This is a genomic window from Vreelandella sulfidaeris (assembly GCF_042429665.1).
Classification (GTDB): domain Bacteria; phylum Pseudomonadota; class Gammaproteobacteria; order Pseudomonadales; family Halomonadaceae; genus Vreelandella.
Genome location: NZ_JBHMAC010000005.1, coordinates 24,016 through 50,495, shown reverse-complemented (window position 1 = coordinate 50,495; position 26,480 = coordinate 24,016). Strand labels below are relative to the sequence as shown.

19 protein-coding genes and 1 tRNA gene are annotated in these 26,480 nt (G+C 52.6%); 15 read left to right on the top strand and 5 right to left on the bottom strand.

Annotated features, from left to right (window positions below):
• Window positions 1-25: 25 nt before the first annotated feature.
• A complete protein-coding gene (gene uvrC, locus ACFFLD_RS03055; protein WP_386035424.1) occupies window positions 26-1,840 on the bottom strand; it encodes an excinuclease ABC subunit UvrC in 1,815 nt (604 codons plus the stop codon).
• Window positions 1,841-1,870: 30 nt separating this feature from the next.
• Entirely contained in the window at window positions 1,871-2,521 is a 651-nt protein-coding gene (gene uvrY / locus ACFFLD_RS03050; RefSeq protein ID WP_386035421.1) for a UvrY/SirA/GacA family response regulator transcription factor, read from the bottom strand.
• Between the two features lie 172 nt (window positions 2,522-2,693).
• Between uvrY and ACFFLD_RS03045 the strand changes: the two genes are divergently transcribed.
• A tRNA-Ala gene (locus ACFFLD_RS03045) sits at window positions 2,694-2,769 on the top strand.
• 156 nt (window positions 2,770-2,925) lie between these two features.
• On the opposite strand, the gene argF is transcribed toward ACFFLD_RS03045, so the two are convergent.
• Window positions 2,926-3,846 carry an ornithine carbamoyltransferase gene (gene argF / locus ACFFLD_RS03040; protein ID WP_386035418.1) on the bottom strand — a complete coding sequence of 307 codons (921 nt, stop codon included), beginning with the start codon at window positions 3,844-3,846 and terminating at the stop codon, window positions 2,926-2,928.
• 152 nt (window positions 3,847-3,998) lie between these two features.
• On the opposite strand from argF, the gene grxD reads away from it, so the two are divergent.
• The 8 genes from grxD (at window position 3,999) to ACFFLD_RS03000 (ending at window position 10,153) form a co-directional block, all read left to right on the top strand.
• Entirely contained in the window at window positions 3,999-4,349 is a 351-nt protein-coding gene (gene grxD / locus ACFFLD_RS03035; protein WP_386035415.1) for a Grx4 family monothiol glutaredoxin, read from the top strand.
• Between the two features lie 131 nt (window positions 4,350-4,480).
• A complete protein-coding gene (dnaX, locus tag ACFFLD_RS03030) occupies window positions 4,481-6,565 on the top strand; it encodes a DNA polymerase III subunit gamma/tau (RefSeq protein WP_386035412.1) in 2,085 nt (694 codons plus the stop codon).
• Between the two features lie 92 nt (window positions 6,566-6,657).
• Window positions 6,658-6,984 (top strand): YbaB/EbfC family nucleoid-associated protein, encoded by a 327-nt coding sequence (locus ACFFLD_RS03025; protein WP_386035409.1) that lies wholly within the window; start codon window positions 6,658-6,660, stop codon window positions 6,982-6,984.
• Between the two features lie 3 nt (window positions 6,985-6,987).
• Complete coding sequence (gene recR, locus ACFFLD_RS03020) at window positions 6,988-7,593, top strand: recombination mediator RecR (protein WP_386035406.1); 606 nt, start codon at window positions 6,988-6,990, stop codon at window positions 7,591-7,593.
• A gap of 46 nt (window positions 7,594-7,639) precedes the next feature.
• Window positions 7,640-8,776: a ribonuclease D gene (gene rnd, locus ACFFLD_RS03015; protein ID WP_386035403.1), complete on the top strand. Its 1,137-nt coding sequence runs from the start codon at window positions 7,640-7,642 to the stop codon at window positions 8,774-8,776.
• On the top strand, window positions 8,773-9,081 hold the full coding sequence (locus ACFFLD_RS03010; RefSeq protein WP_386035400.1) for a YcgL domain-containing protein: 309 nt from the start codon (window positions 8,773-8,775) through the stop codon (window positions 9,079-9,081). The genes rnd and ACFFLD_RS03010 overlap by 4 nt, the downstream gene beginning before the upstream one ends.
• A gap of 6 nt (window positions 9,082-9,087) precedes the next feature.
• Entirely contained in the window at window positions 9,088-9,663 is a 576-nt protein-coding gene (locus tag ACFFLD_RS03005; RefSeq protein WP_386035397.1) for an acyl carrier protein phosphodiesterase, read from the top strand.
• A gap of 34 nt (window positions 9,664-9,697) precedes the next feature.
• Window positions 9,698-10,153, top strand: a complete 456-nt coding sequence (locus ACFFLD_RS03000) for a YcgN family cysteine cluster protein (protein WP_386035394.1) — start codon at window positions 9,698-9,700, stop codon at window positions 10,151-10,153.
• Between the two features lie 407 nt (window positions 10,154-10,560).
• Here ACFFLD_RS03000 and ACFFLD_RS02995 read toward each other — a convergent pair whose 3' ends face one another.
• Window positions 10,561-14,031, bottom strand: coding sequence for a putative bifunctional diguanylate cyclase/phosphodiesterase (locus tag ACFFLD_RS02995; RefSeq protein ID WP_386035391.1), 3,471 nt, complete (start codon window positions 14,029-14,031; stop codon window positions 10,561-10,563).
• A gap of 464 nt (window positions 14,032-14,495) precedes the next feature.
• Between ACFFLD_RS02995 and ACFFLD_RS02990 the strand changes: the two genes are divergently transcribed.
• Genes ACFFLD_RS02990 through ACFFLD_RS02980 form a run of 3 tightly spaced genes read left to right on the top strand, consistent with a single transcriptional unit; the run spans window position 14,496 to window position 21,127 of the window.
• A complete protein-coding gene (locus tag ACFFLD_RS02990; RefSeq protein ID WP_386035388.1) occupies window positions 14,496-19,061 on the top strand; it encodes an EAL domain-containing protein in 4,566 nt (1,521 codons plus the stop codon).
• A gap of 1 nt (window position 19,062) precedes the next feature.
• Entirely contained in the window at window positions 19,063-20,550 is a 1,488-nt protein-coding gene (locus tag ACFFLD_RS02985; RefSeq protein WP_386035385.1) for a GAF domain-containing protein, read from the top strand.
• Entirely contained in the window at window positions 20,543-21,127 is a 585-nt protein-coding gene (locus ACFFLD_RS02980; protein WP_386035382.1) for a biliverdin-producing heme oxygenase, read from the top strand. Before ACFFLD_RS02985 ends, ACFFLD_RS02980 begins: the two co-directional genes overlap by 8 nt.
• Here the strand turns inward: ACFFLD_RS02980 and ACFFLD_RS02975 are convergent.
• Complete coding sequence (locus ACFFLD_RS02975; protein WP_386035379.1) at window positions 21,075-23,174, bottom strand: S9 family peptidase; 2,100 nt, start codon at window positions 23,172-23,174, stop codon at window positions 21,075-21,077. The two genes, ACFFLD_RS02980 and ACFFLD_RS02975, sit on opposite strands and share 53 nt — an antisense overlap.
• A 62-nt stretch (window positions 23,175-23,236) precedes the next feature.
• Here ACFFLD_RS02975 and ACFFLD_RS02970 point away from each other — a divergent pair, with 62 nt between their 5' ends.
• The 3 genes from ACFFLD_RS02970 (at window position 23,237) to ACFFLD_RS02960 (ending at window position 26,431) form a co-directional block, all read left to right on the top strand.
• On the top strand, window positions 23,237-23,659 hold the full coding sequence (locus ACFFLD_RS02970) for a hypothetical protein (protein WP_386035376.1): 423 nt from the start codon (window positions 23,237-23,239) through the stop codon (window positions 23,657-23,659).
• Between the two features lie 33 nt (window positions 23,660-23,692).
• The gene (locus ACFFLD_RS02965; RefSeq protein ID WP_386035373.1) at window positions 23,693-24,472 is read left to right on the top strand and encodes a class II glutamine amidotransferase; all 780 of its coding nucleotides are present in this window, start codon (window positions 23,693-23,695) and stop codon (window positions 24,470-24,472) included.
• 294 nt (window positions 24,473-24,766) lie between these two features.
• A complete protein-coding gene (locus ACFFLD_RS02960) occupies window positions 24,767-26,431 on the top strand; it encodes an AMP-binding protein (protein ID WP_386035370.1) in 1,665 nt (554 codons plus the stop codon).
• Window positions 26,432-26,480 lie beyond the last annotated feature (49 nt).

Here is a 26,480-nt window from a genome sequence, read left to right as displayed (position 1 = left end):
GATAGCATCTATGCCAAGACAAGGTTTATCCATTAAGTGCCCGGTAAATACTCTCGGCTAGCGACGCATTGATGCCCGGAACGCGAGCGAGTTCATCGCGGCTCGCCTTTTGTACTCCTTGCAGACCGCCAAAGAAACGCAACAATTCGCGCCTGCGTTTGGGGCCAATGCCTGGAATATCCTGCAGGGTAGAGGTGCGTCTGGCTTTATCACGCTGAGCGCGATGACCCGCTATGGCGAAACGGTGGGACTCATCACGAATATGCTGGATCAGGTGTAAGGCTGGCGATGCAGGGTCCAGTGTGAGCGGATTATCTGCTGTTTCCAGAAACAGGCTTTCGAGTCCGGCTTTACGTGTTGTCCCTTTGGCGACGCCTAACAGTATGATATTGCTGATCTCAAGTGCTTTAAACACTTCGCGGGCCATATTCAATTGGCCCTTTCCGCCATCCACGATCAGGATGTCGGGGGCCACCGCTTCGCCACTTTTGACTCGCTTCAGACGTCGGGTAAGTGCTTGCTGCATGGCGGTATAGTCATCACCTGCCGCCACCCCTTCGATACGAAAATGGCGATAGTCGCTTTTGCGGGGCCCTTGATGGTCAAATACCACGCAGGAAGCAACAGTCGCTTCACCATGACTATGGCTAATGTCAAAACACTCCAGTCGTTCGGGCACGGTGGCTAGCCCCAGCGCTTTCTGAAGCGCGGTAAAGCGCTGTGTTAGTTGCGTTTGATTCGCTAGTTGCGACGAGAGTTGTTGCTCGGCGTTAGTAATGGCGAGTTGCTGCCATTGGGCGCGGTGGCCGCGCACTTGGCTGGTGACGCGGATGCGTTTGCCCGCCTGCTGTGTCAGCGCCTCAGCAATCAGTTCGCTGTCGTCCAGGGGCAGGCTGGTAATGACTTCGCTAGGTACATTATGCGGCTGACCAAAATAGTATTGGCTAACGACCTCAGTGAGTAGCGTTTCAAGGGGGAGGTCTAGATCGTTTTTCGGAGTGTGGTGACGCGCGCCTAGCAGGCGTCCATCACGGACGCTTAAAACGGATACCCCCAGTGCTCCGGGGCGTTGGGCGAGTGCGAAAATATCGGCATCACCGCCGCCTGTATCCACAAATTGGCGTTGCTGCAGCTGACGCAGCTGTTGTACCTGGTCGCGAAGGCGGGCGGCCTCTTCAAAGTTGAGTGCTTGGCTAGCCGCTTCCATTGCCTGCATTAATTCCTGGGTGACATGCTCGCTTTTACCTTCCAGGCACATGACCGCGTGTTCAAGATCGCGCTGGTAATCGTCGGCTGAAATATAATCGACGCAGGGGGCGGTACAGCGTTGAATCTGATATTGCAGGCAAGGCCGGGAGCGGTGAGCAAAGACGCTATCTTCACAGTTACGGATACGAAATATTTTTTGCATGAGGGCGAGACTTTCTCGCACGGCCCCGCTGCTCGGGTAGGGGCCTAAATAGCGACCGTCGTCGCTGCGCTGGCGAGCGCGTTTATACTCAAGCGCCGGATAGGGATGGCGGTCGGTGACAAAGACAAACGGGTACGACTTATCATCGCGCAGTAAAATATTGTAGGGCGGGCGCAGTTGCTTGATGAGCGTTTGTTCAAGCAGAAGCGCTTCGGTTTCTGTTCGCGTGACGGTGACCTGGATGTCAGTGATGCGCCCCACCATGGCTTGGGTTTTGGTATTCAGTTGGCCACGGAAATAGCTGGCAAGGCGCGCTTTTAAGCGCTTTGCTTTACCTACATAAAGCGTATTGCTTTGTTCATCAAGCATGCGATAAACACCTGGCGAGGTGCTGACTGAGCTCAAGAACTGTTTCGCATCAAAGGTCATATTGGCGTATCGGTGCCCTATAACAGCAGTTTATATCTGGGTGGCGTCAAACCCCTCCACAAGCCCATGGCGGAGCGCTAGATGAGTGAGTTCAACGTCGGTCGCGACATGTAGTTTATCAAAGAGTCGATAGCGGTAGGTATTAACTGTTTTAGGACTTAGATGCAGGCGATCAGAAATATCTTGTACGCGCTGGCAATTAACAATCATGAGCGCGATCTGTAATTCACGCTGGGAAAGGTGGCTAAATGGATTGTCTTCATTGGTGAAATGAGAAAGGGCCAGTCGTTGGGCAATTTCCTGGCTGACGTAACGCCGACCGTGAAATACCTGGCGAATAGCATCGGTCATTTCGACGGCATCAGCGCCTTTGCTTAAAAACCCTGACGCGCCTGCTTCCAGCATGCGCCGCAGTACACTGTCTTCCATGTGAGCGGTCAAGATCAACACCTTGATGTCTTCCATGGTGCGATGGATACGGCGCGTGGCTTCAAGCCCGCCAATCCCGGGCATGCGTATGTCCATTAACACGATATCAGGCTTTAGTTGACGGCACTGTGTGACGGCGCTTTCACCATCATCGACCTCACCCACGATTTTAATATCACATTCTTCGTTGAGCAGGTGAGCAATGCTAGTTCGTACCAGATGGTGATCATCGGCAATAAGTACACTGATCAAGGGGCAGGCTCCTGCATAAAAGCGTCATGGGCTCGGTCTTAGGTCTTTTGCACTACATAGAGTGCCACAGCTAAGACCAAAGGAGAATTAGTTAGCCTGTGATCATTCAAAAACTTGACCGAGGTAAACGTTCATCGTAGTATCCGCATCGCTGTCGAAAAGGACAGCATGTGGGGCCTTAGCTCAGCTGGGAGAGCGCAACACTGGCAGTGTTGAGGTCAGCGGTTCGATCCCGCTAGGCTCCACCAAGATTGTAAACAAAAAAGCCTCGTTATTTAAACGAGGCTTTTTTGTTTCACAGCAATGGTTTTTCACAGCAATAGTTTTAAAAAAAAACCATGGCTTAACCGTTTTCACCTAGTGACGTCTGTTGGTAGCACGTCGCTACTGGTCATAACCTGCCTCTAGTTCGCGACTTCGCCTAGCAATAAGAATTCGATTAGCGCTTTCTGAGCGTGAAGGCGGTTACCAGCCTCTTGCCATACGACTGCGCGCGGATCATCGAGTAACGTATGGCTAATCTCTTCGCCTCGATGGGCCGGAAGGCAATGAAGGAACAGCGCGTCTGGGTTGGCTTGATCCAGCATCGCTTCGGTGACCTGAAAGCCTGTGAAGTCTGCTTCACGTTTCGCCTGTTCATCTTCTTGCCCCATTGAGGCCCAGACGTCGGTGGTGATTAAGTCGGCGTGCTTTACTGCTTCCTGTGGGTCATGTAGCAGGGTGATATGATCGCCTGCCGCGTCCATAATGTCTGCGCGGGGCTCATAGCCTTTCGGGCAGCAAATGCGCAAATGAAAATCGAATTGCCGTGCGGCGTTGATCCAGGAGTGGCACATATTGTTGCCATCGCCGATCCATACCGCTGTGCGACCTTTTACGCTGCCGCGTAGCTCGGTCCAGGTCATCACATCCGCGAGCAGTTGGCAGGGGTGGTAGTCATCGCTGAGCGCGTTGATTACCGGCACGCTGCTGGCGCTGGCATACGTTTCCAGCCCCGCATGTGAAAAGGTGCGGATCATCACGGCATCGACCATTTCCGATAGTACTCGCGCGGTATCTTCAATGGGTTCCCCGCGGCCTAATTGAGTATCTCGCGGGGAGAGAAAAAGAGCGTGACCGCCAAATTGCGCCATTGCCGTTTCAAACGATACCCGTGTGCGGGTCGATGATTTTTCAAAGATCATCGCCAGGGTACGATTGGGAAAGGGAGTATAAACAGGACCTTGAGCCTTTAGATTGGTTTTAATCTTAATGGCACGCTGGATTAAATAGTCCAGCTCCGTTGGGGATAAATCTAGCAAGGTCAGGAAATGGCGTGTCGCCATGAGGGTCTCTCCGCGCAAAAACACTATCCTAGCTATGCTACAGGGGATGCGCAACGCGAACGGCATGGGTAGAATAGCGCCTACGCGTTAAAGCCTAGCGCTCTACTCAGGTATTAATGAGCGCAACAGTTATCGAAAAGCGAGGAGATTGTATGAGCACGACGACCGAAAATATTCAGCGCCAAATCAGCGAGAATCCGATCCTGATTTACATGAAGGGCTCCCCACAGCTGCCTCAGTGCGGTTTTTCAGCCCAGACGGTTCAAGCGCTGATGAGCTGCGGTGAGAAGTTTGCATTTGTGAACGTTCTGGATAATCCGGATATTCGCGCTGAACTGCCCAAAATTGCTAACTGGCCGACGTTTCCCCAGCTATGGGTGGAAGGTGAACTGGTCGGCGGTTGCGACATCGTGGTTGAAATGCATCAGAGCGGCGAGCTTGAGACGCTGGTCAAAGCGGCTGCTCAGCGCGCTGGCGAAGCCACCGGAAATGATGGCGCCTAATCCTTGTTAGCACTGGGTGGTTGGCGGGCTGAGAGGCAACCGTTAGAATAAGGTTTTGTCACGCATTGTGGCCCTTGCCGTGCTGTTTTCGCAGCTGAGGTGAGTCAGCCCGCCGAAGGATGTACTGCTTCATGAGCTATCAGGTTCTGGCCCGCAAGTGGCGACCTCGCACATTCCACGAACTTGTGGGCCAAACCCATGTACAGCGAGCCTTGGTCAATGCGCTTGACCAAGGCCGTTTGCATCACGCCTACCTATTTACGGGCACTCGAGGCGTGGGTAAAACAACCCTCGCCCGTATTCTTGCAAAGTGTCTAAATTGCACCGCTAATGGACGTGGGGACGAGGGCATTACGTCTACTCCGTGCGGGCAGTGCGATAGCTGTCAAGCCATTGATGAAGGTCGCTTTGTAGACTTGATCGAGGTAGACGCAGCGTCCAGGACCAAGGTCGAAGATACCCGTGAGCTCCTGGATAATGTGCAGTATGCGCCCACCCAAGGGCGCTATAAGGTGTACCTTATTGATGAGGTGCACATGCTCTCCACCAGCAGTTTTAATGCGCTGCTTAAAACGCTGGAAGAGCCACCGCCGCACGTTAAGTTTTTGCTGGCCACGACCGATCCGCAAAAACTGCCACCGACAGTTCTGTCACGCTGCCTCCAGTTTACTCTTAAACATATGCCGCCAGAGCGTGTGGTGGAGCACCTTACCTACGTGTTAGGGGAGGAGGGCGTAGCGTTTGACGAAAGTGCGCTATGGCTTTTGGGTAAAGCAGCGGAAGGCTCAATGCGCGATGCGATGAGTCTCACCGATCAGGCCATTGCGTTTGGTCAGGGTGCTGTACGCCATGCGGATGTGGCGGTCATGCTGGGCACCCTGGATCATCGTCATATTCTTGCGCTGGCTGAAGCGCTGGCCGATGTCGACGTGCAGCGACTCTTGGCTGAGGTGGCTCAATTGGCAGAACAAGGCCCTGACTTTGCTGCGGTACTGGATGAGCTTTCTGGCCTGCTGCACCGTCTGGCGGTGGCGCAAATGGTGCCTGAGGCCGTCGATAACAGCCACGGCGACCGTGACGTTATCATCCAGTTAGCGAGCCGCTTTACTGCCGAAGATATCCAGCTCTACTATCAAATTGGAATTCAGGGGCGCGGGGACATGGTGCATGCCCCGGATCTACGTAGTGCTCTGGAAATGACACTGCTGCGTATGCTGGCGTTTCGCCCTCAAGGCGTGCCGAAACCGCCGCGTACGCCTCTACCATTACGTCGCGAGCCTTCAGAGGCCGCCGCGGGGCAAGAGGCAGCATCCGCTCCCGTAGCACAACAGGCCGAGATAGCCGCTAACCCTGCACCAGCACAATCGGTGGACAATCAACCTAGCGAAGCTGGCGCTCAAGAGGCCTCAGCAACGCCGCCGACGCCAACTGAGCCGTCAGTCTCTCAGGCCCCAACGGTTGATGAGCCTTCTCGCCAGGACGAGCCCCGAGCCCAAGCGCCGCCGCCTTGGTCTGTTGGTGCTGATCCCGTTGGTGCTGATTCAACTGATGTCGACTTAGCCCCTGACGGCTTAGCCTCTGGTGATCTAGCCCCTGGCGGCTTAGCTCCTGACGACATGGCCCCTAACGACTTATCCCCTATGGAGACTGAGGCGATCGATGGCGTACAAACGCCAACACCGCCAGTATCGTCTGATGCGCCAACTAACCAGCCCACGCCGGTTGCCGAGCCAGACGCTAGCGCTGAGTCAACAATATCGCCTGTGATGGCAACGCCAGATAACCGCTCATCCATGACTGATGCTCAGTCGGATGGACTGCTGGATAACGCCCGCTGGTTGCACTGTTTTGACTCCCTGGGGCTAGGTGGCTTAACGCGCAGTTTAGCCGGTAACTGTTTAGTAGAGAGCGATGATGGGGAGCTGCTAACGCTTCGCTTAGACCCCAGCCAAGAGGCGATGCAGGCAGAAGTACATCAAACCCGTATAGAGCGTGCCTTGAAAGAACAGGGACTACCACGGCGCATCGCCTTTTACGTGGCTGAACTATCGACCGAACTGGAGACGCCTCGCCAGCAAGAGGAGCGCCTCAATAAGGAGCGCCATGCGAGCGCGGTTGATCTACTCTATCATGATCCCCATGTAGAGAAGTTAAGGCAGGCGTTTGGTGCAACACTCATAGAATCCAGCGTCAAACCTGCCGGTGAAATGCGCTAAGCTCTGGGCTTAAGCACTCTATTGACGTTCTTTTTCGTTTTCTTTTTTAGGCGCGTCACCACGATCCTTTTAACCACGTTGGAGATCACACCATGCTTAAAGGTGGAATGGGCAACTTGATGAAGCAAGCCCAAGAAATGCAGGAAAAAATGCAGCGCGTTCAAGAGGAAGTTGCCAAGGCTGAAGTACAGGGCGAAGCTGGGGCAGGAATGGTCAAGGTCACCATGAACGGGCGACACGACGTATCAAACGTCTCCATTGATCCCAGCGTTATGGAAGAAGATAAAGAACTGCTGGAAGATCTATTAGCAGCAGCGGTCAACGATGCGGTACGCAAGCTGGAAGTCAGTTCTAAAGAAAAAATGGAAGAAGCAACGGCAGGCTTGAATCTTCCACCTGGCTTTAAGATGCCGTTCTAATCCATGCGCTTTTCACCTCTCGTTGAGCAGTTAATGGATGCCTTTCGCGTTCTGCCCGGCGTTGGGCCTAAGACGGCCCAGCGTATGGCAATGCATCTCCTGGAGCGCGAGCGCCCAGGAGGGCAGCGTCTTGCTGCTATTATCCAGCAGGCGATCGAGGAAGTGGGCTACTGTCAGCGGTGTCGCACTCTCACTGAGGCCGATATCTGCATGCTTTGCGAAAGTCCGCGCCGTGACGACGCTCTATTATGTGTCGTAGAGTCCCCCGCTGATCAACTGGCAATAGAAGAAGCCGGTGGATTTAAAGGACGCTACTTCGTACTGCATGGTCATCTTTCACCACTCGATGGCATTGGCCCGGACGCCATTGGTTTGGATTTGCTAGAAGCACGTGTGGCAGAAGGGGTCGTCGAAGAAGTGGTGCTTGCGACTAACCCGACGATCGAAGGCGAAGCGACCGCCCATTATATTGCTTCTTTGCTATCTGAGTACGGTGTCAAACTGTCAAGACTTGCCTATGGTGTGCCCATGGGTGGGGAATTGGAATATGTTGACGGCGGTACCCTGAGCCGAGCGTTTAACGGCCGCCTGCCGTTTGCCAGCGAATAAGCCTACCTAAAAGCAGACGCCTCAGCGTTTGCGCCAACTTGGAAGAATGCTTTTGTCCTCTCTTACTCCCTCTTTTCAATGGCTTGATACCCCAAAAGCACTCGATACAGCGTGCGAGCAAGTCGCCGATGCTGACGTTATTGCGCTGGACACTGAGTTCTTCCGAGAGAACACATTCTTTCCTGTACCTGCATTGATTCAATTTACCGCAGGGGAGCAGGCTTACCTCATCGATCCTGTCGCCATCGCCTGTACCGATAAGTTTCGCGCCTTGCTGCAAAATAGTGCGATAAAACTATTGCACGCCTGCAGTGAAGATCTGGAAGTCTTTCAGTACTGGGCGGGGGTATTACCCACGCCGTTAATTGACACTCAGGTAGTGCAAGGATTGTTGGGTGAAAACCCGAGCATGGGGTACCAAAAAATAGTTGAATTTTGGGTCGGTGAAACGCTGCCCAAGGATGAAACACGCTCAAACTGGTTAGTGCGGCCGTTGACTCCGGCGCAGTGCCATTATGCTGCACTGGATGTGATTTATTTGCTCAAAGTATGGGCGTTACAGGCTGAAAAGCTGGCGATGCTAGGTCGCCGTGCCTGGGTAGATGCCGAGTGTACCAGTTTGATTGAACAGGCTGGCCGCAGCGCTGAAAACGATCAACAGTGGTACACGCGTCATCGCCAACTTTGGCGCTTAGCACCTCGCCAGTTGGAAGCGTATCGCTTAATGACGATATGGCGAGAGGGAGAAACTCGTCGCCGCGACTTGCCACGCAATTGGTTGGTTAGCGATAAACTGTTATTTGCTGTGGCCGAGAAAATGCCTCGTAACCGCTTTGAACTGGCGGAGGTGGAAGGTATCAAGCCCGTGTTAATTAAAAAAGAGGGTGATGCATTACTGGCGTTGGTGAAACAGGCTCAGCATTGCGATGAAGCAGCTTTGCCGATGCGCTGGCCTGACCCTATGCATCCGGCATTCAAGTCGCGCTTCAAGGCACTAAAAAAAGTGGTGACCACGAAAGCTAACGACTTGGGAGTAGCGCCCGAGATGTTAATGCGTCGCCGCGATATTGAAGCTGTTGTGATGGATGTCTTGGCAAGCCAGCCGGTTTCCTTGCCCGTTGGCTGGCGGGGGGAGTGTTTGAATGCCGGGTTGATTCAGGCCCTTGAGGAGCAACCATCATGAGCGACAAGCTTATTTGTGAGGTTTTCAAAAGCTCACGAAAAGACGAAATGTATCTGTATGTCGATAAACGTCAAGGACTTGCCCAGGTGCCAGAGCCGTTGCTGGAAACCTTTGGTAAGCCGTTGCCTGTCTTCACGATGCTGCTGACAGCTGACAAAAAATTGTCCCGCGTGAAGGCTGAGGATGTCATTGAAGGAATTAAAGACAAGGGGTTTTATCTGCAGATGCCGCCGCCCAAGGAGGCCTACTTGCTGGATGTACACCGTGCCCATGTTGCCGCTCGCTCCGACGATGCATCAACCTAACTAACGATGAATTTTCTTGCCCACGCCTGGTTGGTGAGTGCCGGAAGCGATGACTTTCTCTATGGCAATTTAATTGCCGATGGTGTTAAAGGGCGCGATTTAAGTCAATGGTCCGCTGCCACTGCGCAGGGCATTCGTCATCACCGACGCGTTGATGCGTGGGTCGACAGCTATCCTCAAGTGGTTAATGCGCGCCGCCGTGCGCCGCCAGGCCAGCGTCGTTATGCGGGAATCGCCCTGGATATGATATGGGATCATTTCCTCGCCCGGGATACCGCTGGTCAGCCCGACCAAGAGGCAATCGTTGAGCGATGCTATCGCTTGCTTTCAGAACGATCCGCGCCGAACCGGCTGGCGGTGATGATGCCATCACTGGTCAAACATGATTGGCTAAGAGGGTACGCTGACTTTACCTTCACCTGCCAAGCAGTAGCCGGGATCGGACGACGCTTGTCCGGCCCGAATCAACTGGCTGCTTTGGTACCTTGGCTGCGCGATGATTACCAGACCCTTGAAGACGATTTTCAGACACTTTGGCCAGCACTATTGGCAGAATTAAGCCATACCGATATAAACCCTTAGAGAGTGTTTGCGCCTGGCCATAAAGGAGAGAACGATGGAAACCGCGATGCGCGAACGTTTCTGGGAGCGCTTTACCCTTGAAGAACTGACGCCACGGGAGTGGGAAGCGTTGTGTGATGGCTGCGGTCATTGCTGCTTGTTAAAACTGCATGATGAAGATACCCAAGAACTGGCGGTGTTGAATGTAGCCTGTCGCCTGCTGGATATCCAAAGCTGCCAGTGTAGCGACTATCCTAACCGCTTTGACAGCGTTCCCGACTGTACTCAGCTGACGCCAGCCTTGGTGAAAGAGTTCACCTGGTTACCTCAGAGTTGTGGCTATCGGCGCGTGGCTGAAGGGCGCAAACTAGCCGGCTGGCACCCCCTGTTAAGTAACGACGCCGAGCGGGTTCACCGTAAAGGGATTAGCGTGCGTAGCTTTGCGGTGTCGCAAGATGAGGTGCCAGAAAAGCAGCTTGAATCGCACATCATTGCCGTCCTGCCGATGTAAAAATCGGCTTACACACGCCTGCATGGTGCACGCTGAGCGCTTGCGGGCATAAGCCGGGGTAGTTGTGGTGGTTGTGGTAGATACAGGCGAGTAATTAAATGCTGGACTGACGCTTGGGTGAATCCCAAATGGATAAAAAAGCCTCTTTGAACGGCGCAAGGGCTTGCTTCTTAGGTGCTTGGCTAGCTGGCTTGTTACTCGGCTTACGTGGTGTGTCCCAAATCGTTGGGAAGTGCTCTTGATGATTCATCGATTTCCCCTAAAAGCTCAGGTGCTACGTTAGTGTATGCGACTAACGTATAGTATGACGAAGTGGCGGCGATTAGGGAATATTAATTGGAAAATATTTCCATAAAATACTTTCGAGTATTAATCCTCTCGTTTTAGCGCCAAGTAATGGCTTGGGATTAGCGATAGATAGAACGCTCCGCTAGCCATGTTTGGAGTGCATTGAAGGGCATGGGGCGCGCAAAAAGGTAGCCTTGATAAATATCGCCATTTAATGCTTCAAGCTGTCGTTGCTGTTGGGTTGTTTCCACTCCCTCCGCTACCACTACTAAGTCGAGGTGGTGAGCCAATGCAATAATGCCCTGTACGATAGCGGTATCTTTACTGTCATTGGCAATGTTATGAATGAAGCTGCGGTCAATTTTTACCTTGTTGATGGGGAGATCTCGCAGGTAACTCAGGCTTGAAAAGCCGGTGCCGAAGTCATCGATAGCAATACTGATGCCCATCTCCTGCAGCGCATGCAATGTGCTAATGGCGGCTTCGGTATCGTTCATTAAAATCCCTTCGGTAAACTCAAGCTCAAGCGAGGTGGCGCTAAGCCCCGTTTTCTCAAGCGTGGTGCAAAGCGAGCTTAAAAAACCAGGCTGATGAAACTGCAAAGGGGATATGTTGACGGCAATACGGCAGTTGCCGGGTAACTGAGACTGCAGGGTCAGAAAATCACGTGCGGCGCGCTCTGTTACCCATTGGCCTAACGCAGTGATTTGCCCCGTTTCTTCAGCAATCGGGATAAATGCACCAGGTGATATCGATCCTTTGGTGGGGTGATTCCAACGTACCAACGCCTCCAGACCATGGACCTCCCCTTTATGCGTTAAAAGCGGTTGGTAGTGCAGTACAAACTGGTCATTGAGAATAGCTTCCTGCAAATCATTTCTCAGCGTCACCCGCTGCGTTAATTTCTGGTTAATATCCTGAGTGAATGTTTGTAGCGTATTACGCCCTTGCTGCTTGGCTTTATACATCGCCATATCGGCTTGTTGAAGCAGCTCTTCTGGGTAGTTCAACTGCTTGTCATTAAGGGCGATGCCAATGCTTGCCGACAGATAAAGCTCGTGGCGCTCAATCTGGTAGGGCTGGGAGAGCGCGATCAATAGACGCTCAGCTATTTCTTCTGCTTGCCGAGTGTTCTTAAGGTCTGGTAGTAACAGAACAAACTCATCACCCCCAAAACGACATAGCGTATCTGAAGGTCGAATAGCTTGCTCAAGCCTGCGGGCCGCATGAATTAGTACCTCATCGCCTACGTAATGGCCTAGCGTATCGTTAATCGGCTTAAACTCATCCAGGTCAATAAACAGAACCGCCAACTGCTGCTGATGGCGACGGGCAAGTTCAACATCGTGACGCAAATGGTCTTCAAACAGCGCGCGATTTCCAAGTCCTGTTAACACATCATGGGTGGCATGAAACGCTAACGCATTTTCATGCTCCTGACGCTCGGAGATATCGTTAATACTGCCGACAAAATGGGTCACTTCGCCGCTGGGAGAGCGCACGGGTGATAGAAACAAATGGTTCCAGAATGCTTGCCCATTTTTGCGGTAGTGTCGCAGTGTCAATGTAATATCGTGCTGGTTTTCAAGCGCCAGCGCTATCTCCGCGATTTGCGCAGGGTCGGTATCCGGGCCTTGAAGAAACTGGCATTGGCGCCCTTTAGCTTCCTCAGTGGTGTAGCCTGTGATGGCCTCAAAAGCGGGATTCACATAAAGAAAGGGGTAGTCGGGGTGTTGAGCTTCACAAATTAGAATGCCGTTACTGCTGGCTTCTAAGCTTCGCTGGTAGATCCTTAGCTGTGACTCTTTTTGCCGCAGCGCCGTCATCTCTTTGGCTATTCCATAAACGCCGACTACTTGCCCCTTCACCACCGTAGGCAAAAACGAGATATCCAGTTGGTGAACTATGCCGTGTCGGTTTTTTATTTCAATGTCGAAGCGTTGAGCAGACCCTGTTAATGCCTCTTGAAAGGCGGTCTCCACCATCGGTTGGTGTTCATGGCTAACCATTGCTTGCCAATGACTGCCAATAATGTGTGTTTCGCTAATTTCCAGTAGAGACAGTAATGGTTGGTTAACGCTTAGATAATAGCCGTTGAGGTCCAGCGAAAATACGGCGTCAGGGTTTTGCGTAAACAGCGAACGAAACCGTTGCTCACTGCCTAATAGCGTATCTTGGGCGGTAGCAAGTTCACGCGAGCGTTGAGTTCGGGCCGATATCAAGGCAAAACTAAACACCAACTGGTAAGTAAGCAGTAGCCCCGAAAGCCCCACCCCCGCAGCAATAAAATTGGCTAATTTGGGTGATACATTGGTTAATTCAGATAGCGACAGGGTCAGCTCCGTTTCACCCGGTAATAGCGTTGTGCGCTCAGCAAAGGTCGGCGCCGACAGCTGTGGGGAGGCCGCGTTCATTAGACCGAAGCCGGTATTGATAAGGTGCCCTTTTGAATGAGAGATCTGCAGTGCAAACGTGCCGGTGACGATGTTTGTTTCGTGCTCAACGAGCTTCGCGAAATTAATAGCCGCTACTAGCTGATAAGGACTTTCAGGCGACTGAATAGAAAGCAGCCCGAGCGTAGGGCGACCGGGATCGGGAAACGACCACTGAATAGTATCTTGCTGCTGATCAATCCAGTACATAGTTGGTAAGCTTTTCAACTGGTTATCTAGCCATTGCAGCGCGCTACCATGGCGCGCTCGAAGCCAGCGATCAGTGACGGCTGGATTGTAATAAGAAACGGCTAATATGCTTGGATAGTCTGCCCAGTAACGCTCGATTTCGCGATTGCGTGAAGAGGTGTCGTCAAACACTTGGTTCCATCGTTCTGCCAAGCGTTGTAATACAATTGCGCGTGATGCCAGGGTTTGGTCAACATTATCGGTGATGACGTCGAGTATCTGTTGCGCGCCTTGACGCATTTCCTGATGTTGATTCCAACTGACTAAAAACCATCCTCCCATACTCAAGCAAACGCCCACCACGCACGCTAAAATGGCGGAACTGTTTAACGATGTGGCGAGCTGAGGCATACGCCTGCTCACCACCAGCATGGCCGCGCCGAATAAACTACAGAGTAAGCCCGGAATTAATGCACTGGCGCGGGGAAACCAGACAGGGATAGACCAGTCGCTGTAATCAGCTACCGTCATACCGCCCGTCAGACATAAAAAAAGCCCGCCCAATTGCCAGGTTCGACGTTGCCATGGGCCGTAAGGACCTATCCAGAGGCAGAAACCTGCGATGATGTGTATGGGAACCGCTTGGTTGGGAAGTCGAGGTTGACCGCTTAATAGGGACGCCGAAGAATCGGTGTCGATGGCATTGTGTAATAGCGTATAGGTCGCTATCGCTGCTAAGGCGATGGCAATGGCTTTACAACACCGCGTCCAGTTAGCCATGACGGCGCTAAGCCCCAGCCCGCATAACAAAATAACCAGTGAACTATCGGACACCAGTTCAAACGCATGGTAATGATGGAAGTCAAAGAAAAAGCCGAGCAGGAAACTACCAGCACCAATCACGATGGTAGTTACCAGCAACATAAGTAAGCCTGCCTGTAGCGCAAGCTCGCGATTATTGACGTCCATTAGCAATCATTCGCTTCTGTGATTAACAGGGGCTCTGCTATCTCGCTATCTAAGGTACCCTTAGTCCCCTTTATGCCGCCAGACGTTGCTCTCAACGCAAACAATGACCTTTAGTATTGTATTTCTAAATAATTGTATTATTAGAGATTTTAATATTATAGGCTGGCGAAAAGCGAGCGTGCCTAGTGCTAAAGAACTAGAATGGTCTTTTAAGTGTCAGGTGTTTCCCCCCGTGTTTCTGCCCACGGCTCTCTTTGTTAGCTAGAGCAGGCGTTCTTGAACAGAGAGGAAGACGAGTGGCGTTGTCACGTTTGAGCGCCGCCAATTCAGGGGCATCGACGGTTAGGTGGCCTTGATGCCCATCAACGTGCCATTACTGTGTGCTGCACTACCCGTCAATATCGCTTTACTCATTAGGAAGTGTAAACTGCACGCCGACAGTTAACATCAAGTAAAGGATTACCATGCCCACTGCCAGCCTTCCTCCACCCCGCCCGCTTGTGGTGGGTATCGGCGCTTCTGCTGGCGGATTAGAAGCCATCTCAAAGCTCATCAAGCCGCTTGATCCTGAAACACCGCTAGCCTATGTGGTACTCCAGCATGTATCTCCCAGCCATAAAAGTATGCTGGTAGATATCTTAAGTCGTGTCACGCGCTTACGTGTTCAGCTATTTGAAGATAACCAGGTGCCCGAGGCCGGGGTAATTTATGTGGTGCCGGCCAACACCAACGCCCTGATTAAAGAGGGCGTTTTTTATACCCATGCGGCTAAGGCCAGCGTGGGCCCTAAGCCCTCGATTAACGATTTTTTTATCGCCTTGGCATCAGATGCCCATGAGCAAGCGGTCGGTATCGTACTATCGGGTACCGGTTCTGATGGCACGGCCGGATTGCGGGCTATCTTGGCGTCAGGTGGCGTCACCATGGTACAGAACCCCGCTAGTGCGAAATATAACGGTATGCCACAGTCAGCACTAGATGCGGGCGTGATCGACTATGTATTGGATGTTGAAGCGATGGCGCCGCGCTTGGCCGAGCTTGCTCAGCTAGAGCGAGCAAGCCGGGGAGATAGCCAAGCTGCTGTGCCAGAGCGTTTATTGACGCTGTTGAAAGAGCATCGCCAACTGGATTTTTCTGGCTATAAAAAAGGCACGTTAAATCGTCGCATACGGCGCCGGCTAATTGCGACCAATGTGGCTGATATGCAGCAATACGTGGCGTTGGTGGAGGCCAACCCCAGTGAACTAGAGCAGTTGGGGCGCGATATATTGGTTTCGGTAACGTCCTTTGTACGCGATAGGCAAGCCTTTGCTGCCTTGGATGATGCTATTAATCGTTTTATCCAGGAAGCAGGTCGTGAGCCGATACGCGTGTGGGTGGCGGGCTGCGCTACGGGGGAGGAGGCGTACTCGATTGCGTTGATGATTGTCGAAGCGAAGCAGCGGCATGGCGCGGCGGATCGCTTAGTCCAGATTTTTGCCACCGACATAGATGAAGAGGCGTTGGAAATTGCGCGCCGAGGCCGCTATATCGAGGCGGCACTCGAAGCGTTACCCCCCGAATGGGTCGATCGCTATTTTACCAAAACAGAGCACGCTTATGAGGTTGATAAAGCGCTGCGCGATATGGTGATCTTTGCCAAGCATAATCTGGTCGATGACCCGCCTTTTTTACGCGTCAACTTGATTTCCTGCCGTAATGTATTGATCTACTTTGATAATGACTTGCAGGCGCGTGTGCTTCAGCGCTTTCATTTTGGCTTAAAGTCAAACGGCTTGCTGTTTTTGGGGCGTTCAGAAAGCATTGCCCAAACCGAAGATTTATTTAACCCGCTTGATCGGCGTGAACGGCTTTTTCGTAAACAGGGTGAAAGCCGCGAGGTAGACGTGCGCCCAGCGCAAATGGCTAATGAACGTCCTGCCTTGCGTCGTTATGAGCGTGAAATGCAGCAGCTCGTTGAGGCGTTAGTGGGCCGTATGGAGGCCACCGTTGCTCTGTGTAATAGCCAGGGAAGCGTACTGCATACGGCAGGTGAGGTCGCCAAGTTCTTGCACTTTCCTGCTGGGCGGACACAAGTGGGTATCGGTGAGGTCATTAACCCCGCTTTTCGCGGCGAGCTGATAGCGATGCTCCACCAGTTTAATAAAAACCGTGAGCCTCAGCTTGGGCGTCGTCGGCGTATCGACAATCGCTGGTGGCGTCTGGGTGTGCAAGCCCTCTCATCCCATGACGATGATCCGCATTTGCTGGTAGTGATTACGCCGACGCTCAGCGGGGAGGTTGCCTCTTCAAGCGACGTCTCGCTAGATCGGCTGATGGAGCCGGTGCCGATTGATGAAAACAGCAGTCTTGAAGATGAGCTAGTCGCCACGCGTGAGCACCTTCAAGCGCTCATTGAGGAGTTGGCTACAGCCAACGAGCAGATGCAGTCGCTTAACGAAGAAGCGCAGGCATCCAATGAGGAGCTTCAAGCCTCTAACGAAGAAATGGAGGCTGCCAATGAAGAGCTACAGGCTTCCAATGAAGAATTGATCAGCCTCAATGAAGAGCTAAATGTAAAAACCAGCGAGCTTACCAAGCTAAACGAAGAGTATGTCTATCTCTACGATGCGCTTGATTTTCCTCTACTGGTATTTGATAACGACCATTGCTTGAAGCGCTACAACGCACCCGCGGCCAGTTATTTTAACTTTAGACCGACGGTCCTGCAGCGTCATGTGTCGGGCTTAAAGTTACCTGCAGCGCTTAATAATTTAGAAGCACAGTTGGCCAATGTGATGGCCAACGGCTTGCTTGAAGAAGACGTTATTGATGTAGACGGTAGATTGCAGCAGCGAATTGTGACGCCAGGCGTTAATCGTGAAGGCAAGGTGGAGCTGCTGATCGTGACCTTGATGGATGTTACCGACCTTAGCCATGCTCAGGCTAAATTACGTCAATCCGAGGCGCAGTTGCAGGCATTGATGGAAAATAGCACGGTACTGATGGCCCTCAAGGACCTCAATGGTCGCTATGTCTTCGCCAACCCGCAATTCTTAACCACCTTCGATGTCTCGCTAGAAGCGTTGGTGGGACATACGCCGTTTGAACTGTTTCCTGAATCTTATGCCAGCTCGTTATGGGCAAGTGACCTGGAAGCGCTGCGCTATCAGCGCATCGTTAAATCGGAACATGTTCTGGCGACGTCTAAAGAAGACATACGCATTTTTTCAGCGGTGCACCAGGTTTTGCGTGATGACCAAGGGCATCCGAACCTGATATTGATTGAATCCGAAGATATCACCTCTCGCAAGCAGGCAGAGCGCGAAATGCAGATAGCGGCTAACGTCTACGAGCAAGCGGGAGAGGCTATCGTGGTTATCGATGCCAATGGCGATGTGACGTCAGTCAATGCGGCTTTCACACGGATTACCGGGTTTACCGCGCAGATGGTACTCGATACACCTGCGTTGCCGCTGCTCTACACTATACAAGAGAATGAGCATGACCTAGCTCACGTGGGCAGCACCGATATTGTCTGGGCGTTATTGCAGCAAAATGGGTTTTGGCAGGGAGAAGTATGGAACCGGCGTCGCGATGGCACGCTCTTCTCACAGTGGCTAACGCTGAACAGTATCGAGCCGGATAGCCATGAGGAGAGACTCTATGTGGCTGTGTTCTCGGATATTACTCACATCAAAGAATCGCAACAGCACGCTGAGTATCTCGCCACGCACGATGCGTTAACGGGCCTTCCCAACCGCACACTTTTTCAGGATCGCCTGCAGGTGGCGATTGCCCACTCGCGGCGCAATGATCAACTCAGTGCGCTGATGTTTTTGGATTTAGATAACTTTAAAAGTATTAACGATACCTTAGGCCACGATGTGGGTGATGAGCTGCTGATTCAAGTGGCGAGCAGACTACGTGAGCTAGTCAGGGATATGGACACCGTCGCACGCCTGGGCGGCGATGAATTTACCATTATTGTCACTGAAACCACGATAGAAGGGGCGGAGCAGGTGGCCAAGCGGGTCGTTGAGTCGCTGGCAAAACCGTTTGATGTCCGTCGTCACTCGCTCTTTGTAACGTCTAGTGTGGGATTGGCGTTCTGCCCAGGTGATGGTGATGATGTGGCTGGCCTCACCAAGGCCGCCGACACGGCAATGTATCGCGCTAAGGAAAATGGGCGTGATCGTTTTGAACTGTTTAAACCCGAGCTTCAGGAACGCTTAATGCGTGACGTTGCTATTGAGCACGCGCTGCGCGAAGGAATGGAGCAAGGCCGCTTATCGCTGGTATATCAGCCGAAATTTACCAGTGCGAGCCCGAATAATATAGTCGGTGCCGAAGCGCTTCTGCGCTGGAAAGATCCTGTGTTAGGAGCGGTCAGTCCCGCTGACTTTATACCCGTGGCTGAAGCAACCGGCTTGATCTTGGAGCTTGACCGGCACGTGGCCCTGTTATTGATTAATCAATTAGCGCAATGGCTCTCCGAGGGCATTCATCCGCCGCCAATAGCAATGAATGTGTCCGCCCGCAGTTTTCAGGAAGAGCGTTTTATTTCTCACATGTTTGCTTGTTTGAAACAGAATCGCGTGCCTCATGAGCTGATTCAGGTAGAGATCACAGAAAGCACATTGGTCGACCGTTCAAGTGCCGCTTTAGGCAATATCGAAAAGCTACGTGAAGCGGGAATTAAACTTGCGGTCGATGATTTTGGCACGGGCTACTCCTCCCTTGCGTATTTAAAACGGCTACCGTTGGCGGAGCTTAAAATTGATAAAAGCTTTGTTGATGGGCTGGGCAGTGCTGATGAGAGTGACCAGGCGATTGCGCTGGCGATTTTAGGCATGGCGAAAGCGCTTAATATCCGTACTGTAGCGGAGGGGGTAGAAACCACGCCACAGTTGAACTGGTTAACGGCTAACGGTTGCGATTACGTACAGGGGTACTTGCTATCACGGCCCCTGCCGTTGGCAGAGTTTAGCGGGCTTATTTCCGCCCCGGATTTATCTTCTAATACGACTGACACGGAAAGGATTTCCTGAGATGCCAACGCAAAAGGGATTTATTGACCAATGTGAGCAGGAGCCATTACATCTTTCTGGTGCTATTCAACCTCACGGAGCGTTGATAGTGAGCGATCTGCAAGGCACCGTTAGCCACGTATCATCCAATATAAGTGTTTGGCTGGGCGTTAATAGTCAAGCTGAGCAGTTAATCGGCCAACCGCTGCCAGCGTTTCTGCAGGAAATACACAATAGCGCTCTAAGCCTCAATGAAGGCGGGCGATATAGTGGTCAATGCAGCCACGGAAAACACGAGTTTGATGTGGTGATGAGCCATAACGGCCAGCAATTACTCTTTGAGCTTTATCCGGTTGAACCCCATGCTGACCCCATGCCAATGGAAGGGGAGGCTCAGACGGCAGCAAAAGATCGCCATGAGTTAGCTGAGCAGTGCCAACAATTGTTGGACACGCTATTGGCAATGAGTGGCTTTGATCGAGTGCATTACTACCATTTTATGCCTGAAGGCGACGGTGAAGTAACTGCTGAGTCCTGTCTGCCTGAGGTGACGGGCAGTTATTTAGGGCTGCGCTTCCCCGCGAGTGATATTCCGCAAGTGGCCCGCCAGCTTTATGTCAAAAACCCATGGCGATCTATACCCGACGCCCGTGCTGAGCCGATACCGGTGACAGGCCATGTGAATTCCCCCGTGCCTAACCTCTCCTGGGTCGATTTGCGCAGTGTATCGCCTGTTCATCAGGAATATATGGCGAATATGGGAGTCGGCGCCGCTATTTCGCTTCCAATCATTCAGGGTGGAGAGCTTGATGCGCTTATTTCATGCCACAGTGCGGTACCCAAACAGCTCACGATCAGTCAACTACAGGCGATGAGTGCGCTGACCAACGCGTTTAATTTACGCCTGCGCGACTATCGAGCCCGTCGGCGATTGTATGTATTGGATGGTTTGCAGCGCCAGTTTGATCACGCCAAGAATGTGTTGATACGCCACGGGGATTTAACCAGTGCCTGGCCCGAGTTAAGCCACTGGCTAATGGAAACGTTTGCTGTGGACGGCGTCGTGTTGGAGATCAACGGTGACTACTATCAAGAAGGCGTTGTGTTATCGCCGCAAGGGAGAGCGGTGGTCGCTAATGCTGCCCGCGTTGAAACAACGCCAGTTTGGATGAGCACTAGCCTGGGAAGGGATTGTCCTGATATGCCGTTGAGCGAGATTGCAGGTGTCGCGGTGGCCCACGATATGCCCGTGGCTAATCATCACCGGGTAACGCTCTACTTATGTCGCCTCGAACATCTCTATGAGGTGACCTGGGGCGGCAATCCCGATAAGCCGGTCGACTATCGAGACGGTAGTCGTGGGATCGCACCACGCCGTTCATTTGAAGCGTGGGTAGAGCAACGTGTTGGACATAGTCGGCCTTGGTCATCGAATACCCGAATGTACCTGTTAAAGCTGCGCAGCATTCTTCAACAGGCAGCGTCATTAGCTAGGCAAGCCCATGAATAACGTGGCGCTTAAAACGTGGCTAAAGCGAGAAACCCGTGAGCATCACCATCGTGTGGATCAGCATCCGGTGCTGAAGCCTCTGTTAACACCCACCTTGACGACAGGGGAGTACGCAAGGGCATTAAGTGCGCTTTATGCGCCCATAGCGGGTCTTGAACAGGTGCTAAGCACTGGTTTGAACGCCCACCATATTGAGTATGCTTTTACTAAGCGTGCGGGGTTCTTGGCGGCGGATATTCAACAACTGGGACGGCAGGAAGCGTCTCCTTATGTGGCGGATGCTCCCGCTAATGTGGCCAGCACTATTGGCATGCTTTATGTATTAGAAGGCTCCCGTTTAGGTGGCGTCATGATTGCTCGTCATGTCACAGCGGTATTAGGCAACCAGGTGCCGCTACGTTTTCTTACCGCCCAGCCCTTGCATGACGAGCAGTGGGCAGCCTTTTGGCACCTGGCAGAGCATTACTGTGAAGCGTCTGCTTGGCCTGCTGTGCGGGAGGGAGCGCAGCAGGCCTTTGGGTGTTTTACTCAGGCATTGGCGGCGTTTGACCGTTTAGCCCTAGCGCCCAAAGTATAAACGCATCTTGCCGCGCCGTATCCCGCCAGGCTTTGAAACGGCCAGAAGCGCCGCCATGGCCACTGCTCATGTCTGTGCGCATCAGGATGGGAGCGTCTCCTTGCTGCTGCTGAGATACCTGGGCATAAAACTTGGCAGGTTCCCAGTAACTGACGCGTGTATCGAACCAACTGCCCTCAATCCACAGCGCCGGGTAGGCCTGTGGTTTTATATTATCCATCGGCGAGTAAGCGCGAATACGCGCGGCGACCTCGGGTGCTTCTGGATTACCCCATTCGCTGTACTCAGCGGTGGTTAGCGGCAGTTCAGGATTTTGCATGGTGCGGAGCACATCTAAGAAAGGCACATCCAGTAGGGCTGCACAAAAGGCATCGGGTGCGCGGTTAACACAGGCGCCCACCAATAAACCGCCCGCGCTGGCACCATAGGCAACGATTTGCTCTGGCTCACTTACGTTCTGCTCGATCAATACCTCTCGAGCGGCCATGAAATCGTTGAAGCTGTTTTCCTTGTGGCTCATCTTGCCGTTCAAATACCAAGGCTCTCCGCGTTCGCCACCGCCTCTTACATGGGCGACGGCAAACGCTGCACCGCGTTCGAGCAATTCTAGACGTGCGATAGAGAACCAGGGGTCAAGTGCTTCACCATAGGCGCCGTAGCCATACAGAAGGGTGGGTAAGGGGCGGTCCGCTAAGTCCGCGCGCATGACCACCGATACAGGCACCTGTTCGCCGTCTTGGCTGGTCGCCCACAAACGGCGGCTAATCAACTGTTCCGGCTGCAAGTTGCCGTAAACAGGCGCTCGCTTAAGCAGTGTCCGCTGACCATTGGTTAAATCAAGCGAAAACCAACTGGGCGGCTGGGTAAAAGATTCTTCACGAAGGCGCACGACCTCGGTGCCAAAGTGGGGCGCATCTTCGAGCATTTGCGAACAGGGTTGCTCGGGTAGGGCCAGATATTCATCAACGCTGCAATGATGCTGGTCATCAAGGACTAAACGTCTTAGCTGTACTTGCGCCTGAGCGTGATCGCGCTCAGCTAGCATCAGTCCCCAAGAAAATGCATCGACTCCTTCAAGTGTGGCGTCTTCCCTATGCGTAATCAGCTTTTCCCAGTGGTTTAACGGCTGGCCTATCAGGCTTTCGGGTAGATAATCGAGCTGAAAGTGAGCGCCTGTTTGATTGTGTAGGCAATAAAAACTACCGGGGCGGTGCTCAATAGTGTACTCAACGCCCGCTTGCCGTGGCAGGATGCAGCGCGGCGCTGAGGTAGGCGACGCAGCCGGCACCAGATGAATTTCGCTGGTATCTTTGGAGCCGCTTTCGAGCAGTAGCCACGTGCGTGAGCGCGTTTTACCAATACCAAGCCAGAATTCAGGATCGTCTTCACGAAGTACCAGTTCCGGTGACTCAGCGCTCGCATCGGTCAGTAAAAGCGGTAAGCGCCAAATGCTGTCAGGGCGTTGGGTAGCATCGAAGCGCGTAAACAAAAGGGTGGCGGTGGTGGTGGTTTGGTCCTCGGCCCAGCAAAGTCCTGCGCCAATATCGTTGAGTAATTGTACCGGCGTTCCGCTAGGTAGCGCTTTTAGCCACAGCGTAAAACGCTCATCCCCTTGAGTATCCTCTGTCCAGGCTAACCACTGCTCATCGGGAGAGAGCGCCATATCACCCAGGTCGTAAAAGTCGTGTTCTGAGGCCCGAGCTCGGACGTCAAAGAAGCATTCGTGCTGCTCAGGTTGGTGATTGAGGTGGCGCCACCAGCAAGGGTAATCATCGTCGGCGCCGGTCTCGCTCCAGAACGTAAAGTGATCAAGCGCTGTCTTAAGGCTGGTGATGGCTAATTCTCGGCGTGCCAAGTGGCTCTTGTATAATGTTTCCTCCAGCGGAGCGAGAGGCGCGAACCATTCAGCGTGCTGTTGGTTGGCTGCCTCAAGAAAACTGCTTACCTCTTGATCCTCGCGCTCTTCTAACCAGTGCCAATGTGGGTCATTAGCGCGATAATAGCGCGCAGCGGGTAAGCCTGAATGCATGCCTAGCTGTGCTTTCATAAATTGATAGGTACCATAACGAGAAATCAACGTCGGGTGAGTTCACCCATATGAGGGGTATTATGCTGTTTGCAGATTCAATGTCACTGCTGTGGTTAAGTTATTACGGGCTATCGCTGTTAGTGATCGTCGCGGTCTATTTTGCGCTCACGTTTCTACCTCGCTTGCCCCGCCTCGTGCTTACCTGGTTAACGGCTGGCGCGATCTGGGCGCCTGCCAGTTTCCGGCTGCCGCTTATAGAAGAGGGAGAATTCTATACCGGTTGGGCGCCTGCGGCGATGGTCACGGCGGTCGGCTTTTTGGAAAAACAAGGCGCGGCGATGCGTGGGGGATTGCTATGGCTAGTGCTAGGCATGGCGATAGGCGCGCTTATTGGCGTCGCGATTTGGTGGTGGCGTCGTCCTGACGAGGAAGAGGTGGTGGTACAGGAAGAGAGGCGGGGCGATGACGTGACGCCGCCGCGTCGTGAACCGGTGATTGGTTGATGCTTCGTTTACTGCCTCAATCGGTGATAGCTGATGTGTGAATTACTGGGCATGAGCGCCAATGTGCCTACTGATATCTGTTTCAGCTTTTCTGGTTTCTTACACCGTGGTGGTGGCACAGGCCCCCACCGCGATGGGTGGGGAATCGCCTTTTATGAAGAGGGCGGCTACCGCGATTTTCGTGACCCTCACCCCTCGATCGATTCCCCCATCGCACGGCTTATTTGTGATTACCCCATTAAGTCACATGTGGTTATCAGTCATATTCGCCAAGCGAATGTCGGCGGTGTACGACTTGCCAACACTCACCCATTTACACGTGAAATGTGGGGGCGGCCCTGGTGTTATGCCCACAACGGGCAGCTAAGCGATTGGCAACACCTGACCTTAGGCAGTTATACCCCCGTCGGTAATACCGATAGTGAACATGCTTTCTGCTGGCTACTGGGAGAAGTGCGCCGTGTCTTCCCTGTGCCTCCCGATGACCCTGAGGTGCTATGGGCCTACGTGCATCAGCTCTGTGAGCAGTTAAGAGCGTTAGGCGTCTTTAATATGCTGCTGTCTGACGGGCGCTATTTGTATACGTTTTGTTCCACTAAGCTAGCTCACATTACCCGACGTGCGCCCTTCGGTGACGCAGAGCTTTCCGATGCTGAAATGACGGTCAATTTTGCTGAGCATACGACACCTGATGACATCGTGTCGGTGATTGCCACCGAGCCGCTTACGTATAATGAGGCTTGGCAGCGGATGGTGCCGGGTGAGCTTTTAGTATGGCGCGATGGAGAAATTCAGGCCAGTTACGGTCTATAGTCATAATGAAACAGGTGATCGATCCTTTCTATCTCACGTAAGCCCATTAGCTGGATAGTTAAGGTGCTAATTAATCATGTTTTTTTCTCGGAAGGAAAGGGCAGAGGATTGAAGCCCTCTGTTTTTGCTAGCTTATTTTGTTACAGCTTTATGCTTAGTATAGACCAATGTTGAAACGAAGGTTTCAAGCGATCGTTTTACACTCTGTCGTGCGTCGTATATCGTTGGGCCACTTTAACCTAGCGACAACAACAAGGTCGGTGATCACGCCGACACCTATAGCGGAGATTGCCCATGAGCGAACACGCCAATGCTGCCGTTTTAAGTGGCCCAGCGCTTGAAGGGTTGGATCAGTACGGCTCAGTTACGGATGTATTTCATAGCGCAGTAACACGTTTTAAGGATAAGCCCGCTTTTTCCTGTATGGGGAAAACACTTACTTTTAGCGATCTTGACCGCCTTTCTGCTGACTTCGCCGCTTGGCTACAGAACGAAACCGACCTTGTTCCCGGTGATCGTATTGCGATCCAATTACCCAACGTACTGCAGTTTCCGGTAGCGGTATTTGGCGCGCTGCGGGCTGGCCTGGTGGTCGTCAACACCAACCCGTTGTATACCGAGCGGGAAATGGCCAATCAGTTTAAAGACGCCAATGCGAAAGCCATTGTGATTCTGGCTAACATGGCGAACAAGTTAGAGAAAGTGCTCGATAAGACCGAGATTGAACATGTATTAGTGACTCAGTTGGGTGATTTACATGATGTCCCCAAACGTTGGCTGATTAATGCCGTGGTCAAGCATGTTAAAAAAATGGTGCCTGCTTATTCGCTGCCTGGCGCGATTGACTTTCGTGCGGCGCTAAAAAAAGGCGCCTCGCTCAGTCACCGCGAGGTCAAGCAGACCCTGGATGATCTCGCTGCATTACAATATACCGGCGGCACGACGGGAACCCCTAAAGGCGCCATGCTGACCCACGGTAATCTTGTGGCCAACATGCTACAGGCGCGTGAGGCCATCGGTTCCCACCTGATGGATGGAGAAGAACTGGTCATTGCACCGCTGCCGGTTTATCACATTTATACGTTCACCGTGAACTGCCTGTTTTTAATGGAAACCGGCAACCACTCGCTGTTGATCACTAATCCCCGCGATTTAGATGGCTTTGTCAAGGAGCTGAAAGGCAAGCCTTTTACCGCCTTCATCGGCCTGAACACGTTGTTCAATGCACTGTGTAACCGTGATGATTTTAAACAGCTGGATTTTTCCAAGCTGAAGCTCACCATTTCCGGTGGCATGGCGTTGACCAAAGCGGCAGCGCAGCGTTGGGAACAAACGACCGGTTGCCCAATTGCTGAAGGTTATGGGCTCACAGAGACCTCTCCGATTGTTAGTTTTAATCCCAATGATGCGATTAAGCTCGGTACTATCGGTAAGCCCGTGGCAGGTACGTCTGTAAAAGTCGTCGATGCTGACGGTAACGATGTGGCCATGGGAGAACCTGGCGAGCTCTGCGTGCAAGGGCCCCAGGTAATGAAGGGCTATTGGCAACGCGAAGATGACACCCATACTGCGATCGATGAAGGGGGCTGGTTTCATACCGGCGATATCGCCGTGCTTCAGGATGACGGCTATATTCGGATAGTTGATCGCAAGAAAGATATGATTTTGGTATCTGGCTTCAATGTTTACCCCAACGAAATCGAAGATGTGGTTGCTGCTCACCCTGATGTGCTTGAATCAGCAGCGGTGGGGGTGCCGGATGAAAATGCCGGCGAAGCCATTAAACTATTTGTGGTGAGCAAAAACCCCCAACTTGATGAGCAGACGCTACGTCAGTGGTGTAAAAAAGAGCTGACTGGCTACAAGGTGCCCAAGCACATCGAATTTCGTGATGAACTCCCGAAAACGAATGTTGGCAAAGTATTACGCCGACAGCTACGTGACAATGAGCCCGCGTAACCTTGCCACTCGGTACCGCCGTTAGGCGCTGAGCTAGTGAAAGCGTTAC